The organism is Streptomyces sp. NPDC093149 (genome assembly GCF_044754145.1).
GTDB lineage: Bacteria > Actinomycetota > Actinomycetes > Streptomycetales > Streptomycetaceae > Streptomyces.
On the sequence record NZ_JBIVON010000001.1, the window covers coordinates 349,053 to 365,961 of the forward strand.

Annotated in this window: 16 protein-coding genes and 2 pseudogenes; 8 read left to right on the forward strand and 10 right to left on the reverse strand. The window is 72.9% G+C overall.

The features are described from left to right. Positions 1-78: 78 nt before the first annotated feature. A pseudogene (locus ACIQCZ_RS01740) lies at positions 79-225 on the forward strand (DUF4158 domain-containing protein); the annotation flags it as partial. A 64-nt stretch (positions 226-289) separates the two neighbouring features. Here ACIQCZ_RS01740 and ACIQCZ_RS01745 read toward each other — a convergent pair. The 3 genes from ACIQCZ_RS01745 to ACIQCZ_RS01755 all read right to left on the reverse strand — a co-directional run bounded on the left by ACIQCZ_RS01745 (position 290) and on the right by ACIQCZ_RS01755 (position 3,894). Continuing rightward, positions 290-1,987, reverse strand: a complete 1,698-nt coding sequence (locus tag ACIQCZ_RS01745) for a sensor histidine kinase (RefSeq protein WP_402278714.1) — start codon at positions 1,985-1,987, stop codon at positions 290-292. Between the two features lie 120 nt (positions 1,988-2,107). After that, the gene (locus ACIQCZ_RS01750; protein WP_402278716.1) at positions 2,108-2,926 is read right to left on the reverse strand and encodes an ABC transporter permease; all 819 of its coding nucleotides are present in this window, start codon (positions 2,924-2,926) and stop codon (positions 2,108-2,110) included. Next, complete coding sequence (locus ACIQCZ_RS01755; RefSeq protein WP_402278718.1) at positions 2,923-3,894, reverse strand: ATP-binding cassette domain-containing protein; 972 nt, start codon at positions 3,892-3,894, stop codon at positions 2,923-2,925. The genes ACIQCZ_RS01750 and ACIQCZ_RS01755 overlap by 4 nt, the downstream gene beginning before the upstream one ends. 254 nt (positions 3,895-4,148) lie before the next feature. On the opposite strand from ACIQCZ_RS01755, the gene ACIQCZ_RS01760 reads away from it, so the two are divergent. Continuing rightward, positions 4,149-4,829, forward strand: a complete 681-nt coding sequence (locus ACIQCZ_RS01760; RefSeq protein WP_402278719.1) for a response regulator — start codon at positions 4,149-4,151, stop codon at positions 4,827-4,829. A 663-nt stretch (positions 4,830-5,492) separates the two neighbouring features. On the opposite strand, the gene ACIQCZ_RS01765 is transcribed toward ACIQCZ_RS01760, so the two are convergent. Then, a complete protein-coding gene (locus tag ACIQCZ_RS01765; RefSeq protein WP_402278721.1) occupies positions 5,493-6,500 on the reverse strand; it encodes an AraC family transcriptional regulator in 1,008 nt (335 codons plus the stop codon). 354 nt (positions 6,501-6,854) lie between these two features. Here ACIQCZ_RS01765 and ACIQCZ_RS01770 point away from each other — a divergent pair, with 354 nt between their 5' ends. Together ACIQCZ_RS01770 and ACIQCZ_RS01775 are read left to right on the forward strand one after the other, a co-directional pair. Then, entirely contained in the window at positions 6,855-7,229 is a 375-nt protein-coding gene (locus tag ACIQCZ_RS01770) for a PadR family transcriptional regulator (RefSeq protein ID WP_402278722.1), read from the forward strand. After that, a complete protein-coding gene (locus ACIQCZ_RS01775) occupies positions 7,226-7,822 on the forward strand; it encodes an HAAS signaling domain-containing protein (RefSeq protein ID WP_402278724.1) in 597 nt (198 codons plus the stop codon). Before ACIQCZ_RS01770 ends, ACIQCZ_RS01775 begins: the two co-directional genes overlap by 4 nt. Before the next feature lie 255 nt (positions 7,823-8,077). On the opposite strand, the gene ACIQCZ_RS01780 is transcribed toward ACIQCZ_RS01775, so the two are convergent. Beyond that, positions 8,078-9,265, reverse strand: coding sequence for a flavin-containing monooxygenase (locus ACIQCZ_RS01780; RefSeq protein ID WP_402278725.1), 1,188 nt, complete (start codon positions 9,263-9,265; stop codon positions 8,078-8,080). A 169-nt stretch (positions 9,266-9,434) separates the two neighbouring features. Between ACIQCZ_RS01780 and ACIQCZ_RS01785 the strand changes: the two genes are divergently transcribed. Both ACIQCZ_RS01785 and ACIQCZ_RS01790 read left to right on the forward strand, forming a co-directional pair. Beyond that, positions 9,435-9,887 carry a DoxX family protein gene (locus ACIQCZ_RS01785; RefSeq protein WP_402278727.1) on the forward strand — a complete coding sequence of 151 codons (453 nt, stop codon included), beginning with the start codon at positions 9,435-9,437 and terminating at the stop codon, positions 9,885-9,887. After that, complete coding sequence (locus ACIQCZ_RS01790; protein WP_402278729.1) at positions 9,884-10,327, forward strand: Zn-ribbon domain-containing OB-fold protein; 444 nt, start codon at positions 9,884-9,886, stop codon at positions 10,325-10,327. The genes ACIQCZ_RS01785 and ACIQCZ_RS01790 overlap by 4 nt, the downstream gene beginning before the upstream one ends. Position 10,328: 1 nt before the next feature. On the opposite strand, the gene ACIQCZ_RS01795 is transcribed toward ACIQCZ_RS01790, so the two are convergent. The 5 genes from ACIQCZ_RS01795 to ACIQCZ_RS01815 form a co-directional block, all read right to left on the reverse strand. Continuing rightward, positions 10,329-10,919 carry a DUF1707 domain-containing protein gene (locus ACIQCZ_RS01795; protein ID WP_402278731.1) on the reverse strand — a complete coding sequence of 197 codons (591 nt, stop codon included), beginning with the start codon at positions 10,917-10,919 and terminating at the stop codon, positions 10,329-10,331. A 34-nt stretch (positions 10,920-10,953) separates the two neighbouring features. Continuing rightward, positions 10,954-11,538: a hypothetical protein gene (locus ACIQCZ_RS01800; RefSeq protein WP_402278733.1), complete on the reverse strand. Its 585-nt coding sequence runs from the start codon at positions 11,536-11,538 to the stop codon at positions 10,954-10,956. A 9-nt stretch (positions 11,539-11,547) separates the two neighbouring features. After that, the gene (gene htpX, locus ACIQCZ_RS01805) at positions 11,548-12,459 is read right to left on the reverse strand and encodes a zinc metalloprotease HtpX (RefSeq protein WP_402278735.1); all 912 of its coding nucleotides are present in this window, start codon (positions 12,457-12,459) and stop codon (positions 11,548-11,550) included. 296 nt (positions 12,460-12,755) lie between these two features. Beyond that, complete coding sequence (locus ACIQCZ_RS01810) at positions 12,756-13,466, reverse strand: pyridoxal 5'-phosphate synthase (RefSeq protein WP_402278736.1); 711 nt, start codon at positions 13,464-13,466, stop codon at positions 12,756-12,758. An 86-nt stretch (positions 13,467-13,552) separates the two neighbouring features. Next, complete coding sequence (locus tag ACIQCZ_RS01815) at positions 13,553-14,722, reverse strand: thiolase C-terminal domain-containing protein (protein ID WP_402278738.1); 1,170 nt, start codon at positions 14,720-14,722, stop codon at positions 13,553-13,555. Positions 14,723-14,893: 171 nt separating this feature from the next. On the opposite strand from ACIQCZ_RS01815, the gene ACIQCZ_RS01820 reads away from it, so the two are divergent. Both ACIQCZ_RS01820 and ACIQCZ_RS01825 read left to right on the forward strand, forming a co-directional pair. Then, complete coding sequence (locus ACIQCZ_RS01820) at positions 14,894-16,180, forward strand: acyl-CoA dehydrogenase family protein (protein ID WP_402278740.1); 1,287 nt, start codon at positions 14,894-14,896, stop codon at positions 16,178-16,180. After that, positions 16,180-16,656: pseudogene (locus ACIQCZ_RS01825) on the forward strand (nitroreductase/quinone reductase family protein); the annotation flags it as partial. The gene ACIQCZ_RS01820 and the pseudogene ACIQCZ_RS01825, both read left to right, overlap by 1 nt. Positions 16,657-16,909: the final 253 nt, after the last annotated feature.

Genomic DNA, 16,909 nt, shown 5'->3' on the forward strand with positions numbered 1-16,909 from the left:
TTCTCGTACAGCTACGGCGAACGGACATGTAGCGCTGTGTGATGCCATGGTCGTCGTTGCCCCTCGCCGGGCGCCTCGGTGGAGTACGTGGCCCAGCAGGTCGAGGTGCCGGCAGAGGCGTGGGCGGACTACGACCGGCAGAGCAAGGCGATCCAGCGGCACCGGGGCGAGATCCGCGAGGCGTACGGGTTCCGGGCGAACACCGAGGAGGACCAGGACCGGCTGGCCGCGTGGCCGGCCACCGAGCTGTGTCCGGTGGAGCTGTCGCGCGATCGGCAGATGTCGCGGGTCAGGGTCGGCTCGCGGGCACGGTGTCCTTCGTCACCAGTGTGTTGCCGGACCAGCAGAGCCGGTAGAGGTCGACCTCGTGCAACAGGTCGCGGCCGGAACGGTAGAACTCGCAACGGGCGCCGGGCGGCCGGGATGCGGAACGGGCGTGGTCGGGCGGGTAGGGGTAGGCGTGGGCCGGCAGCAGGGGGGCGAGTTCGGCGCGCGGCCGGCCGGTGGTCAGCTCGTCGAACCGGGAGGGCGGCAGCACGCTCGTCGTCAGTTGCCAGGCCAGGTAGACGGCGGCGGGCACGAAGAAGGCGGCTGCGACGACAGGCGCCGCGAAGGCGGCGACGGAGCGGCGGCGGGCGGCGCTCCGTACGGAGGCGAGCCGCTTGGCGGACTCCGGCGCGATGGTATCCGTGTCCGGGGCCGGGTGGAGAGCAGTTCCGGATGGCAACGCGGCCTCGGTCTGCCGCCCGCGGGTTCTGGTCTGTGTTCCGGGCGCGGTCCCGGGTTCCGGCGCCGATCTCCCCGGGCGGGCCGTGGTCGTGTGCGGGAGGACGGCGGTGACGCGGAATCCGCCCTGATACGGGCCGGTCCACAGGGAGCCGCCGAGAACCGTCACACGCTCCCGAAGCCCCGTCAGGCCCCGGCGGCCGACGCCGACCGTCGGGCCTTCGGCCGCGTGCGCCGACCCGTCGGTCGGCGGAGCGGCGTTCACGACGCTCACGTGGGTACGGGCGGCCTCGTGTGTGATGTGTACCCGGATCGCACTGCCCGGCGCGTGCTTCACCGCGTTGGTGAGAGCCTCCTGCACCGCCCGGTACATTCCCCGTTCGATCAAGGAGGGCAGCGCGGGCATCGCCCCGCGCCGCTCCCAGCGCACCGGAACCCCGGAGGCGACCGCCCGTCCGAGAAGGTCCTCAAGGGTGTCGGTGACGGACAGACCCGCGCCCGGTTCCGTTCCGGTCGGGTCGTGCAGGACAGCGACGGTCTCCCGCAGTTGCTCCACGGCGTCCGCGATCGTCCCGCGCAACTCGGCCAGGTCGGTGCGGTCGCGGTCGGTGAGGTCGGGGGAGAGTTCCAGGGCCCCGGCACGCAGGGCGACCAGGCTCAGAGCGTGCCCGAGGGAGTCGTGCATGTCGGCCGCGATGTCCGCGCGTTCGGTCAGCCGCGCCCGCTCGGCGACCAGACGCTGCCGCTCTTCCAGGCTCCGGGCCAGCCGCCAGCCCTCCCGTACGAGTTCGCGTCGGCCACGCCAGTGCCGTCCGGCCAACCAGGGCAGCAGGAGGGCGGCGGGCAGCACGGTCAGGGCGTAGAACCACCACACGGCCTGTGTCCGCAGCACCGCGCACGTCACGAGGTCGGCCGCGAGGCACCCGGCGAGCACCAGGAGCGGGCGCCGTGCCGCGACGACCCGGGCGCCCAGCAGACAGCTCAGGACGGCAAGCGACAGGACGTGGGCGTTGCCGGGGGTCGCGGAGTCGGCCAGGCCCAGCGCGCACAGCCCGTTGGCCAGGACGACCGCGGGCACCGGCCGACGGCGGGACAGCGGTACGGCCAACGCCAGGACGGCCAACGGCAGGTACAGGTCCAGGGCCGGCGAGGCGGCTGCGCCCGCATCCCGGAATCCGTAGCTGGTGGCGGCAGCGAGCACGCCCCACAGCACCACATCGCCGCACACGGATCCGACCGGGGGTATGCGCGTGTGCGGCATGGAGTGCCGACCGTCCTTCCGGTGAATGTCCTCACCTGCCCGGGTCGATTCTGTGGGACGGGGCCGGACGCCCTGCGAGGGGGCACGGCAAGAACGTCCGGGCCGGTACCCGACGCGGGGTCAGGCGTCCCTGCGGCGCAGCACGTACAGGCCGATCAGGTGCGCGGTCACGGCCCACGCCGCCACGATCAGGACCGCCGTCGCCGGCCCGTACGGGGCCTCGGCGCCGAGGCGCATGAAGTGGTCTCCGGCTCCGTGCGGCAGATGGTCGTTGACGTCCGCGAGCGTCGGGCCGCCGAGCCCCAGGAGCACGCTCGGCAATGCCCACAAGAGGGTGACGAGGATGGAGAGCGCGCCGGCCGGGTGGCGCGCGGCGAACGCCACCCCGACAGTCAGCACGGCGACCAGCGCCTGGTAAAGACCGACCGCGAGGACCTGCAGGAGGGTCGGGCCGGCCCCGAAGGAGGCCCGTCCGTCGAACGCCACCCAGGCCACCGCCGTCCCCACGAAGGCGAACGTGGTGCCGGCGACGAACGCGACCATGGCCGCCACCAATGCCTTCGCCGCCTGGACCCGATGCCGCTGGGGCACCGACAGCAGGGAAGCCCGCACGCTTCCCGTCGAGTATTCGGAGGTGACCGCGACCGTGGCCAGGACGACGACGGCGAACTGGACGAGGACGGCGGAGGAGGCCGCCGCGTTCCCGACGGGCTGGACCGGATGCTCGTTGATACGGGCGATCGAGGCGTAGTAGTAGGTGAAGACACCGGTGATCGCAAGGCCCGCCAGAAGGCAGAGCCAGGGGGCTCGGACGGACCACAGTTTGGTCCATTCCGAGGCGGTCGCCCCGGCGAAGCCACCGGGTGCGCCCCCGTCGGGAGCGTCGGGGACGGCCCGCGACCGGTCCGTCCGCCCGACAGGTGCCGTCGGGGTGGTCACTGTCGTCCTCCTTCGTTCGGCGCTGCGCCCGCGGCGGTCGTGTCCGTGCTGCTGCCGCCCGTCGTGTACTCGACGCTGCGTGCGGTCAGGTCCATGTACGCCTGCTCCAGCGAGACCCGGACGTCGCTCAGCTGGTGCAACCGGACTCGGCAGTGGTGGGCCAGGTCGCCGATCTCGGCGGCGGTGCGACCCTCGACGGTGAGTTCGCCGGACGCGGACGTCTCGACACTCACCCCGTCGGCCGTCGTCAGGCGACGGACCAGCGTCGCTCTTTCCTCGGGGTCGGGCACCACGGCGCGTGCCGCCGCTGAAGAGGCGGCGGCGAGGAACTCCGTCATGGATGTGTCGCTCAGCAGCCGACCACGGCCGATGACGACGAGATGGTCGGCCGTCAGCTGCATCTCGCTCATCAGGTGGCTGGAGAGGAATACGGTGCGTCCTTCCGCCGCCTGGTCGCGGACGAGCCGGCGGATCCACCGCACGCCGTCCGGGTCGAGGCCGTTGACCGGCTCGTCCAGGACGAGCACCGGCGGATCGCCGAGCAGGGCGCCCGCCACCCCGAGTCGCCCGCTCATGCCGAGCGAGTACTCGCCCGCCGGCCGGCGGGCCGCCTTGGTCAGGCCCACGCTCTCCAGCACCTCGTCCACGCGGCGTACCGGGATGCCGTTGGCCCGGGCCTGGGCGACGAGGTGCGTGCGGCCGGAACGGGCGGGGTGGACGGCCCGGGCGTCCAGCATCGCGCCGACCGTGCACAGCGGCCGTCGCAGGTCCGCGTAGGGCCGGCCGGCGATCAGGGCCCGCCCGCGTGTAGGACGGTCCAGGCCCAGAATCATGCGCATCGTGGTGGACTTCCCGGCCCCGTTGGGGCCGAGGAAGCCGGTCACGCGGCCGGCCCGGACATCGAATGTCAGCTCGTCCACGGCGAGGGTGTCGCCGTAGCGTTTGGTGAGTCCTCGGACGGTGATCACGGAGTTCCTTCGTGTCGGTCGCGGACCGCGGAATGCAGCTCGCGGAAGTCGACGGCGGCGCACACCGACGCGTGGTGGGCCCAGGGCGGCCGCCTCGTTTCCCGTACGGAAGCGACGCTAGGAGTCCGCGGCGCCGGCGCCCATTGGCCGAACGGCATCGGCGTCCTGCCCTTCGTCGGGGGTGCGCCCCGACCCGGGGCGGATCTGTGGGGCTCGCCATCCGCTCGGTGGTGCGCCGGCCGTAGGCTCGCCGCGTGAAAGAGACGACACCCGGCAGCCGGCCGGTCCGGGTCCTGGTGGCCGACGACGAGGCGATGGTCCGGGCGGGGGTGCGGGCCATCCTGGCCAGGGACACGCACGTCGAGGTGGTCGCCGAGGCGAGTGACGGGCACGAGGCCATCGCGCTCACCCGCCGGCATCGGCCGGACGTGGTCCTGTTGGACATCCAGATGCCCGGCCTGGACGGGCTGACGGCAGTGGCGCGGCTCCACCGGGAGCTGACGGCCGTCGGTGTGATCATGCTGACGACCTTCGGCCAGGACGAGTACGTCACCCGCGCCCTGGAGGAGGGGGCCGACGGCTTCCTGCTGAAGGCGGACGACCCGAGGGAACTGCTCAACGGGGTACGGGCAGTGGGAGCCGGCGGAGCCTACCTGTCCCCGCGTGTCGCCGGCCGGGTCATCGCCGGGCTGCGCGCGCACCGGGCGGCACATCCTCACCGCTCGCTGGAGCGGCTCACGGAGCGGGAACGCGAGGTGCTGGCCGGACTCGGTGCGGGGTTGTCCAACGCGGAGATCGCGAGCCGGCTGCACCTGGTCGAGGGCACGGTGAAGGCGCACGTCAGCGCGGTGCTGGCGAAGCTGGGCGCGCGCAACCGGGTGGAAGCGGCCATTGCCGCGTACGAGGCCGGCCTGGTCCCGCCACGCCGTGGCTGACCTGGTGTCAGCGTTTCGCCATGTGCCGATCAGTCCTCGGCCACAGAAGCGCCGAGCACCTGGGGTGGCGCGGCAGCGCCCGCCGGCCTGTCGGTCGTCACACCTCAACGACATTCCGCCCCGCCGAGGTACCCGGTTCAGCCTCGGCGGCATGCAGCGGGATCACGCTGGACGACGTGCCGGGCGACCGCGTCGGCTCCGGGGCGGGCGTATCGCTCCAGGGAGCGGACGCAGGCGTGGCGGGAGCGGGCCGGCATCATCGAGTCGGGTCGCCGTCGATCCGGCCCTGGCGCCGGCACCGGCCGAGTTCGGTCACCGGTTCGATCGCCATGCCCGCCCCGCCCTTCCGGCGCTGCCGCGGTGCATGCGTATACCTCGCCCCGGCGCCGGAGTGGCCCGCCGCAGTTCGTGATGACCGAGGTAGAGGTCCTGCCGCAGTAAATCCGGCATGTGCTGCGGCATCACCCTGACGACTCGTCGGGCAAGAGAAGTCCGACAAACCGACCTCGAAACGGAATCGTCGCTACCGCCAACCGCCGCACCGCCGGCCTTCACGGCGAACGCGACCCCGAGCGTTACCCAGCGCTACATGTCCGTTCGCCGTAGCTGTACGAGAACAGGGCCGGGCCGGGGCCGGGATCGGCCGGGCAGTGGGGCGGGGCGTCAGCCTGCCGGGGACTCCCGGTCCGGCTCGCCCCGTGCCCCGGGCGCACGGCGGTACGTGCTCGGGCTGACGCCCCGGACCCGCTTGAACGCCGCGCTGAAACCGAACGCGTCGGCGTATCCCACCCGGCGGGCCACCGCCGCCACCGTCAGGTCCTGGCGGCTCAGCAGGTCGGCGGCGAGCGTCATGCGCCATTCGGTCAGATACGCCACCGGGCCCTCCCCGACCAGCTCCGTGAACCGTTTGGCGAACGTGGTCCGTGAGACCCCGGCGCGTGCGGCCAGCTCCGCCGTCGTCCACGGATGCGCCGGGTCCTCGTGCAGGGCGCTCAGGGCCGGGCCGGCGATCTCGTCGCCGAGGGCGTGGTACCAGGCGGGCGGGGCCGCCTCCGGGCGGTCGAACCAGTCACGGAGCGTGCACACCAGCAGCCAGTCCAGCAGCCGGTCCAGCACGATCTGCCGACCCGGCCGCGCCCCGCCGATCTGCGTCTCCAGATAGTCGCGCAGCGGCGAACAGTCCTCTTCGTCCGGCACGACGAGCACCGGCGGAAGGACCCGGAGCAGCCGCTGCGGGACCTCGGCGTGCACGTCGTAGGCGGCGGCCAGCAGGACGGTGGGGCCGCTGATTTCGTCCGGCGGCGCCGGGTCTCTTCCGGGGCCGGTTCCCCAGTGCACCTCGTGCACGGACGCGCCCGGTCCCGGGACCGTGTCCGTGGCCGGTGCGTCGGTGAAGACGAACGGGGCAGGGCCCCGCACGATCGCGGCCTCGCCGGCCCGCACCCGGCGCGCGGCGAGATCACCGCTGCCGTTGCCGTCCGCCCCGCCCTTGCCGGCGCCGTCCCCTCCGCCGCCGTCCGGGACGATCCACCCCTCGCCGCGCAGCGGCATGCACAGGGTCAGATAGGCGCCGTCCGTGAACCTCAGCGACCACGGTGGATACAGCACCGAACGACCGAAGAGCGACCCCTTCCCCCGCACGCCACGCAACAACTCGTCGAACACGTCCATGCGGCAACGGTACGCAGACGGGGCGGCGAACGGGGCGGCGGACCGAGCGCACACCCCCGCCGCACACCCCGTCGTACCACCCCTTGCCGATCTTGAACGTCCAACCAGTAGGCCGGAGTTACGGCCGCCGTTCACCGTCGTCGGCCCATCCCTGGGGAACCTGGCGAGCGCGGAGGCTTTTGAGCCGTGGCCCCGGTGGCGGGCGAGGGCATGTTGGTTCGTCGGAGTCACCCGCCCGATCACGGCCTGGTGACGATCCAGAAGGCCGTAAGCGTCGGCGCCACCGGACCGATGGGTCAAGGGGATTCGCGCCCCCCTTCTCATCTGCTTGCCCCACCAGGTATCTTGCATTGCATGGAACCAAGCGATTCGGCCAGGCAGGCCCGGGCAGCCGCCCAGCTGCGCAAGGGTGTCCTGGAGTACTGCGTACTCGCCCTGATGCGGGACCGCCCCCGCTACGGCGTGGAACTCCTCCATGCCTTGGAGGACTCCGGTGCCCTGGCCACCAGCCAGGGCACGGTCTACCCGCTGCTGTCCCGGCTCCGCCGCGAGGACCTGGTCACCACTACCTGGCAGGAGTCCACCTCCGGCCCACCCCGTCGCTACTACGCGCTCACCGACAGCGGCCGGGCCGCGCTCGACGAGTTCGCCCGCGTCTGGCCCGGCTTCCGCAACGCCGTCGACACCTTCCTGACCACCCCGCACCCCGATACCGGAGACCTCGCATGAAGACCTCTGCCGACCTCGTACGCGACTACCTCTCCGCCGTCGAGCGCGAGGCCTCCGCGCTCCCCGCCGACCGTCGCCAGGAACTCCTCGCCGACCTCGCCGAACACATCGAGGTGACACGCGCCGAGCGTCCCGATGCCGTGATCGGCGAGGTCCTGGCGGAGCTGGGGGACCCCCGCACGATCGCGGCGACGGCACTGGCCGAGGTGGGGAACGGCGCCGCCGGGGCCCCGGCCCGGAGCGGTGTCGATGCACCCGCGGGGCGTGGCAAGGTGCATCCCCTGGTCCCGCTCCTGATGCTCACTCTCTCGCTGCCCTTCATGATGGTCTTCCCCGACCTCCCCGGGCCGCTGTTCGGCGTCCTGTTGCGCGTCACCGGCGCGGTGCTTCTCTGCACCTCGGTGCACTGGGTCGCCGTCCAGAAGACCACCGGCGTACTGCTTGCCGCCGTCCTGCCGAGTGCCGTCATCGCCACCTGGAACCTGTCCGGCGGCGGCCCGGCGGGCGATGTCCCGGCCCTCCTGGCCAACCTGGCGATGCTCGTCCTGCTGGCCGGCACGGCAGCATGGCTCTGGCGGGTCCGCCGCGCCTGAGGCGTTGTTTCCGCACCGGAGCCGGGCCACTGCCGCGAGTGCCGATCCGACTCGATGGAGGCCGCTCGGGCCGGACGGCCCGCGATACGCGATCCGCAAGGGCTTCGTGCACGGCGAGGGCGTCACCATCGATGAGCGGACGATCTCGACCGACGCGCTCCAGCGTTACGTCCGACGCGCTCCCGCGTTACGCCCGACGGGCTCCCGCGTTACGTCCGACGCCCGCGCGCAGGCCCCCGTCCGGCCCCCGAACGGTCAGCCCCTGCGTGACAGCCGCTTCGCGATCTTCCGTGCGTCCAGGGCCATTTCGCGGAACATGCCGCTGATCGGGTTGGTGAACCCGGTGAAGTACAGACCGGGCGCCTGCTTGGGCGTGCGGCCGCCGTGCACCACCGGTCTGCCCCGTGCGTCCAGCACGCCGAGGTGGCCGACCAGCCCCTCCAGGGCCCGGTGGTAGCCGGTCGCCGCGATCACCGCGTCCGGGGTGATCCGTTCTCCGTCGGCCAGCACCACCGCGCTCTGGTCGAACGACGCGACGGCTGCCACCGGCACCACCCGGCCGCTCTTCACCGCGTCGATCAGCCCCACGTCCTGCACCGGGATGGCACCGTTCCTGACCCGTGAGTACAGGCCGGTGTCCGGGCGCGGCAGCCCTTGCGCGGCGAGGTCGGGAACGGCGATGCGGGCCATCAGGCGACCGGCCCGGTCGACCAGCCGGACCGGCAGTCTGCGTACCAGGATGCCGGTCGCCTGGGCGGGCCAGCCCGCGGTCGAGCGGCGCACGATGTGCGGCACGGTGCGCACGGCGATCCGTACCCGGGACGCCCCGCCCTCCACCAGGTCGACGGCGAGCTCCGCACCCGTGTTGCCGATGCCGACGACGAGGACGTCCTTGCCCGCGAACGGAGCCGGGTTGCGGTAGTCGCAGGCGTGCACCAGGTCGCCGGTGTAGGTGTCGCGGCCGGGCCAGTCTGGGATGCGCGGGGTGTGGTTGTAACCGGTGGCGACGACGACGGCCCGGCCGGTCAGCAACCGGCCGCCGGTCGCGGTCAGGTGCCAGCCCGCCCCGTCCGGGGCCCGGTCGATGCGGGACACCTCGACGCCGGTCACCACCTCCAGCTCGTGGTGCTCGACGTACTTGTCCAGGTAGCGCACCACATCGTCCCTGGCCACCCAGCGTCCGAACCGGCGCGGCATGGCGAGCCCCGGCAGTGCGGACCAGCGCCGGGTCGTGTGGAGGTGCAGCCGGTCGTAGTGACGGCGCCAGGACGCCCCCACGTTCGCCGACTTCTCCAGCACGACCGCCCGTACCCCATGCTCGCGCAGGGCCGCGGCGGCGGCGAGGCCGCCCGGACCGCCCCCGATGACGTACACGGGCCGGTCCTCGGTGAGGCCGGTGGGGGCCGGGGCGGGGCTACCGGCGGTAGGTGCGCTGTCGGACATGGTTCGGAGCGTAATCGCGCACTCGCTTGATGGGTCTCGGTCAAGACCGGAATCGGTTGCGAATGGATCACGGGTGTGTGCCTCCGGCGCACATTCCGCACGCCTCTTGCGTGAGCCGCCCCCATCAGGTGAACTGACGTACCGTCAGATTCAGTGACCGGGAGGTCCCATGCAGACGATCTGGCTCGGCGGAGCCGAGTGGCTCGCCGTTCTCCGGATAGGCCTCGGCCTGTGGTGGCTGGAGAGTTGGCGGCACAAGGACAAGAAGGGCTGGTTCGAGCGTGGTACCGGGATCGCCTGGGCCGCGGACGTGGCGGGCAAGCACCGCTGGGCGGCCGTCCGCACCGGCTTCCGGCGGATCGTCGCCCCGCGCCCCAAGGCCATGGCCTACGTCGTCGTGTACGCCGAACTCGCCCTGGGACTCGGCCTGATCACCGGATTTCTCACTCCCGTCGCCCTCGTCGCCGGGCTCCTGCTCAACCTCCTCTATCTCGTGCTGATGATCCACGACTGGGCCGAACAGGGGCAGAACGCGATGATGGCGCTCATCTCGCTCGTCGCGCTGTTCGCCATGTCCTGGCAGACCTGGTCCCTCGACGAAGCGATCGGACTCTTCCTGTGACCGCGGCCGCCGTACGTTTCGACCTCCCCGAGCCCGACGCCTTCACGCGCCCCTTCTGGGACGCCGCCGCCCGGGGGCAGTTGCTGCTGCGCCGCTGCCGCGCCTGCGGGCGCGCCCATCACTACCCCCGCGAGTTCTGCCCGCACTGCTGGAGCGAGGACGTCGCCTGGGAGCGGGCGAGCGGGGAGGCCACGCTGTACACGTGGTCCGTCGTCCACCGCAACGACCTGCCGCCGTTCGGCGCCCGCGTCCCTTACACCGCCGCCGTCGTCGACCTGGCCGAGGGGCCGCGGATGATGACGGAGATCGTGGAGTGCGCGGAGTCCGGCCTGGCGATCGGCATGCGGCTCAGGGTCGCCTTCCGGCACGAGGCGGGCGGGGAGGCCGTCCCGGTCTTCCGGCCGTGGGACGGCCCCGGCTCCGCCGCCCATCCGGCATGACTCAGCGCGACCTGCTGCGCCGCAGCTTCCACCGCTCCCACGCGCCGGGGTGGCGGACGACCACACCGCCCATGCCGGCCGTGCCGGTGATGCGGATCAGCGGGGCACCCGGGAGCCGTTCCGCCGTGGTCCGGTCCTTGACTCCGCCCATGGCGGGGTCGACCTCGTCGGTCTCCGCGGTCCAGCCCGCGGGGATGGTGATCCTGACCCCGCCCATCTGCCCGTCGACCTGCAGCAAGATCTCGCGCAGTCGGCACTCGGCCTGCGTGAAGTCGAGCCTGGCGCCGCCCATGCCGGCGTCCACATCGATGTGCGCGGGAACCTTCCAGCGCCCGGTGCGCGCCGTGCCGTGGACACCGCCCCTGAGGACCAGCGGCTTCCCCGCGTCCTGCGGCGCGGGCCCCAGGTCGGCGGTGAGGGGCGCCAGCTCGGCGTAGGTCTTGGCGACCAGTGCCGCGCCCAGTCGTGTGTCCAGCTCGTCGAGGTCGATGCGGCCCTCGGCCGCGGCCTCCCTCAACTGGTCCACCACCGCTTCGCGGTCGGCGTCGGACGCGCGCTGCCCACCGGCGGGGGCGGGGTGCTCGGCAGTCATGGACCTGATGATACGGATGGGTTCCGCGCCCGGCTCACAATCCGGGCGCCCCCCACACCGGGAACCACCGGGCCAGATCCTTCTCCATCCTGAGGTCGTCCCCGAGTACCGCTCTGACCTGCAACTCCAGCTGGTTGTCCCGCTTCTCGACGCCGCCGGGCAGGGGTGCGAACGGATAGAACGTGCCGCGCTTGTAGAGGTAGACCAGGGCGAGCGGACGCTCCCGCGCGTCCCGGAAGCCGATCAGCGAGCAGAGCAGCTGCGGCCCGAAGCCGCCGTCCTGAAGCAGGGTGTTGACCGCGTGCAGATCGTTGACCAGGGAAGCCGTGTCATCGGCCGGCCGGCGGGCGAGCAGCCAGGTGTAGCCGTAGCTGTCCTGGCTGAACTCCACCGGGATGCCGCCCCGGTCGGTGTCGGCGTCGAGCAGTTCGCGCACGTCCTGCTGGATCCGGGCGAAGGTGCCGCCCTCGACGCCCGAGAAGCAGACCGAGCCGAGACCGGTGGGGGCGAAGCCGGCGCCCGCCTGGAGGGTGAGCGCGGCGGAGGGTACGGCGAAGAGCTGGTCGAGGTCGGGACGGACCGGCTTGCTGCGGCCCAGGATGGTGTCGAGAAGACCCATGGACGTTCCTTACGGGCGGGCGAGATCGGCGGAGATGCGGGCCAGCTGGTCGAGGCGCTGTTCGAGGGTCGGGTGGGAGGAGAGCAGTCGGCTCAGGCTCTCCTTGGAGGAGAACGCGGGCATGAAGTAGAAGGCGTTGTACGGCTCCGCCTTCCGCAGGTCCTCGGTCGGGATGCGGGCCATCTGGCCGCTCACCTTCGTGAGGGCGGAGGCCAGCGCCGAGGGGCGCCCGGTGAGCAGGGCGGCGGTGCGGTCGGCGGAGAGCTCGCGGTAGCGCGAGAGCAGCCGGGTGAGCAGGAAGCTGAGGCAGTACACGACGGCACTGGCCAGCGGGATGAGCATGATCGCGATGCCGACGGGGTCATTGCTCCGGCTGTTGCGGGACAGGCCGCCCCACAGGGCGACGCGGGTGATGACGCCGGCGAGCACTCCGAGGAACGAGGCGATCGTCATGACGGCGACGTCCCGGTGCGCGACGTGCGACATCTCGTGCGCGAGCACGCCCTCCAGCTCCTCCGGCTCCAGTCTGCGGAGCAGACCGGTGGTGGCGCAGACGAGAGCGGTCTTCTCGTTCCGGCCGGTGGCGAAGGCGTTCGGCACATCGCTCTGGGCGATCGCCACCCGGGGCTTGGGCATGTCGGCCAGCGCGCAGATGCGGTCGACGGTGCCGTGCAGTTCCGGGGCCTCCTCGGGGGTGACCTCCCGGGCGCCCATGCTGAACGCCGCGATGCGGTCGCTGAACCAGAACTGCGCGATGAACATGCCGCCCACCAGGATCAGAATGATCGGCCAGGCGCCGCGCAGCACCGCGAGCAGCACGCCCACCAGGACCACGTACAGGAGTCCGATCAGGAACATGGTGGTCACCATGCGTGTGGTCAGCCCGCGGTCGGCGGCGTAACGGGAACGGGTTCGGCTCATCGGTGCCTCCAGTCCTCACCTGTCTCCATCTGTCTCCCATAGTGCTCCTTCGCTGTCTCAACCGAATAAGACCGGCCGGCACATGGGGGGGCGGCGTCGCGGGGCCGGGCACGCGCATCTGCGGCGTTGTCGTCGGTCGACAACTCCCCCATAGCCCGAAAGGCATGGGAGGGGCTCTTTCCGCGTGCCTCCCTCCTCCGCCTTGCAGCCGCGCGCACCCGGCCCCGCTCCTTCTTCCACCCCCCCATGTGCCGGTCGGTCTGAAACGTCGCCCCGGCGGGCCGCCGGGGCGGTCCTCAGGGCCAGAGCAGCTCCCGCGTCCAGTCCGCGCCGTCCCGGCGGTAGCGCAGCCGTACGTGGCGTCGCTCCGCGTCGCCCTGGAAGAACTCGACCTCCTGCGGCTCGACCACGTACCGCGTCCAGCTCGCGACCTGCGCGTCCGGCTCGGCCCGCGCCCGCTCCCGGGCGGCGTCGGCGGTCCGGGCCAGCTCCGCCCGCGAGCCCAGCACCTCGCTCTGCGCCCCGGTCAGCGCCGCGGCGAGGGCCCCGGTCGAGCGGGCGTGCAGATCGGCCAGGCTCTCCGCCCGGCTCGTCTCGGTGACCGGCCCCCGCACCCGCACCTGCCGCCCCTGCACCGGCCAGTAGAAGGCGAGCGCGGCGTGCGGGCGGGCGGCGAGCTGGCGGCCCTTGGCGCTGGTGCGGTGTGTGGCGAAGTGCCAGCCGCGCTCGTCCGCGTCGTGCAGCATCAGCGTCCGCACATCAGGGCGGCCGTCGGCGTCGACGGTGGCCAGCGACATCGTGTGCGGCTCGGTCTGCCCCGCGGCCACGGCCTCGGCGAACCAGGCGTGGAAGAGGGGCAGCGGGGCGGGGGGCGCGGTGTCCGGGTCGAAGGAGGGAAGGTCCACGTCCCAGACCCGCTGGGCGTGGAGCAGGTCCAGGAAGCCCTGCTGTGCGTCGGTCCCCTGCGTGTCGGTCCCCGGTCCGTGGGGCCTGTGTACGTCGCTCATGGCTCTATTGCAGCGCATGGGGCTTGAAGGAGCGCTCACGGTCGTCGCGGTGTGATGGGCCCCTTACGGCATCGCGGGCGAGGCCGTTATCCCCGCCCCAGCACCACCGTCCCCGACGAGCAGAACCAGCCGCCCGTCCCCGACGCCACCGCCAGCTCGGGCAGCCGGCCGCCGGCCCTGCGCACCTGGCGCCCGCCCGCCTCGCCGCGCAGTTGCCGTACCGCCTCCACCAGCAGGAACAGCCCGCGCATCCCGGGGTGGCAGGCGGACAGGCCGCCGCCGTCGGTGTTGACCGGCAGCTCGCCCGTCAGGCCGGTCCGGCCCTTCTCCACGAACGCACCGCCCTCGCCCTTCGCACAGAACCCCAGGTCCTCCAGCGTCACCAGCGTCATGTAGGTGAACGCGTCGTAGATCTCGGCGAGGTCGATGTCCGCGGGCCGGACCCCGGCCCGTTCGAACGCCAGGCGGCCCGAGACCGCCGCGGGGGAGACCGTGAAGTCGTCCCACTCGGACATGGTGGAGTGCGAGGCGTGCTCACCCGTACCGAGGATCCACACCGGTTCCTTCGCCGTGTCCGGTACGTACTCCTCCGCGGCCAGCAGCACCGCGCAGCCGCCGTCGCTGCGGATGCAGCAGTGCAGCTTGGTGAAGGGGTCCGCGATCATCGGCCCCGACAGCACGTCGTCCACGGTGATCGGGTCGCGGAACATGGCGTCCGGGTTGGCCGCCGCGTTCGCCCGTGCCTGCACGGCCACCTCGGCCAGCTGTTCCAGGGTCGTCCCGTACTCGTGCATGTGGCGGCGGGCGGCCATCGCGTACTTGGCGATCAGCGAATGCCCGTACGGCACCTCGAACTGGAGGGGGCCGCGCGCGCCGAAGGAGAGACTGGACGTACGGCGGCCCGCCTTGATGTCCGCGCGGGCCGTCGACCCGTACACCAGCAGTACGGCATTGGCGTGACCCGCCGCGATGGCGTCCGCCGCATGGGCCGCCATCACCTCCCAGGTCGAGCCGCCGACCGCGGTGGAGTCCACCCAGGTGGGCTTCAGCCCCAGATACTCGGCGACCTCCACCGGGGCGAGCGTGCCGAGTCCGGCGGAGCCGAAACCGTCGACGACGGACCGGTCCAGGCCCGAATCGGCGAGCGCCCGGCGGGCGGCCTGGGCGTGCAGGGCGTACGGCGTGGCCTCGTCGACGCGTCCGCAGTCGGCGAGGGATATGCCGACGACAGCGACCTTGCGGTGGGAAGAAGGCATGAATCTGACGGTACATCAGATTTCAGGAGTGCGGACCGGTCGGCGGGCGGGATCTTTGCGGCGCCACCCGCGCCTCCCGTTGCGCGACTCTGGGCATCTCGTGGATTGCCGCCTAGCATGACGGGCCGTCAGATCAGGGGTCGAAGGCCCCTGACGGGAAGGAGTCCGACGATGGATGCCGCCTTCACCGCGGAACAGGACGAGATCCGCCGCACCCTGCGCGAGGTGCTCGCCGAACGCCGCGGACCCGCCGACGCCCGCAGCGCCGTGCGGACCGCCGACGGGTACGACGATGCCCTGTGGCGCCGGCTCGCCCGGGATCCCGGACTGCCCGGACTCGCCCTCCCCGAGGAGTACGGAGGCACCGGCCGTGGGCTCGCCGAGCTCGCGGTCGCCTGCGAGGAGACCGGCCGCGCCCTGCTGCCGTCGCCCCTGATCCCCACCGCGGCACTCGCCGCGCCCCTGATCGTCGCGCTCGGCACCGACGCCCAGCGCACCGCCCTGCTGCCGCGCATCGCCGCAGGCGCACTGAGCGCGACCCTGGCGGTTCCCGGCGGCTCGCTCCCCACCGCGCTCGGCCTCACCGGTGACCCCACCGGCGGCGCCTGGGCGGGGGGCGGCCGGGCCGGCGGCGTACAGGCCAGGCCGGTCGGCGGCGCGGAGGGCTGGCGGCTGTACGGCGAGGCCGCCCAGGTCCTCGACGGGCACAGTGCGGGACTCCTCCTGGTCGCCGCCCACACCGGCGGCTTCCCGCGCAGCCGCACGCTCCTCTTCCTGGTCCGCCCGGACACGGCGGCCGGAGTCGTCCGCACCCGCCTGACCCCGCTGGACGAGACCCGCCCGCTGGCCCGCGTCGAGCTCCGCGACGCCGAGGCCGAACTCCTCGGCGCGGACGACACCGTGGACGTGACCGACGCACTCGCCTCGGCCGGGCGCGGGGTCGCCGCCCTGCTCGCGGCGGAGGCGGTGGGGGCGGCGGCGGGCGCGCTGGAGCGAACCGTCGCACACGTCAGGGCGCGCGAGCGGCCCGGCGGAGCGACCGGCTCCGCCCGCGCCGTGGAGCCCCGCCTCGCGGATCTGTACGTACGGGTGGAGGCGGCCCGCTCCGCCGCGTACTACGCGGTCTGGGAGCCGACGGCCGGGGGCCTCGCCCTCGCCCAGGCGCTGGAGGCGCTGCGGATCACCACCGCCGAGGCCGTTCAGCTGCCCGGCGGGAGCGGTTTCGCCGGGGAGCACGAGGCGCATCCGTACTTCCGGCGGGCCGCCGCCGACGAACTGCTCTTCGGCCCCGTTCACCGGCTCCGCGACCATGCGGCCCACCGGGCCGGGCTGTTCGCGCCGTCGAGCGGTGGGCGGGCGTCCGCCGGTGAGGTGTCCGCCGGTCGGGTGCCCGCCGAGCGGACGTCCGGCGGCCCGGCGCCGTCCGCCTCCGGATCGGCCGAGCGGGTGGCGGTCTGATGGCGCCCGGCGTCCGGCTGGTCCAGAAGGTGTCCTCCACCCGCGCGTTCGCGAGGATCGCCCCGCACGTCGTCCCCGCCATGGACCGCGCGGTGCACCGGCTCACACGCGGAAAGGTGCTGCTCAGCGCCCAGATGCTGCCGGGGCTGATCCTGACGGTGCCGGGCGCGAGGAGCGGACGGCCCAGGACCACTCCGCTGGCCTGCATGCCGGAGAACGGGACGGAGCAGAGCTGGATCCTGGTCGGCAGCAACTTCGGCCGTACGGGGCATCCGGCCTGGACCGCGAATCTGCTGGCGGGGCCCGACCGGGCCGTCGTCAACTGGCAGGGCCGGGACATTCCGGTGCGCGCCACGCTGCTGGAGGGGGCGGAACGGGAGGCGGTGTGGCGTACGGCGCTGAAGTTCTGGCCGCCCTACGCGACGTATCAGGCACGGGTCGAGCGGGAGATCCGGCTGTTCAGACTGGAACGGCGGGACGACTCCGGGACCGACGGGACCGACGGGACCGACGGGGCCGACGGGACCGAGGGGGCCGGCGGGGCCGACGGGGGCTGACCGGGCTGCACGCGGCCGGACGCGGAAGCGGTGGGTGCGGAAGCGATGGGCGAGGAACGGTGCGCATGGCGCCCGGTGCGCGGGAGCCGCCCGGTGGGGGGTGCGAAAACAGTTCGCGCAAAAGGCTGTTGGGGCGATCCGTGGAACGGTCCGGGTGCACAGACGGCGGACC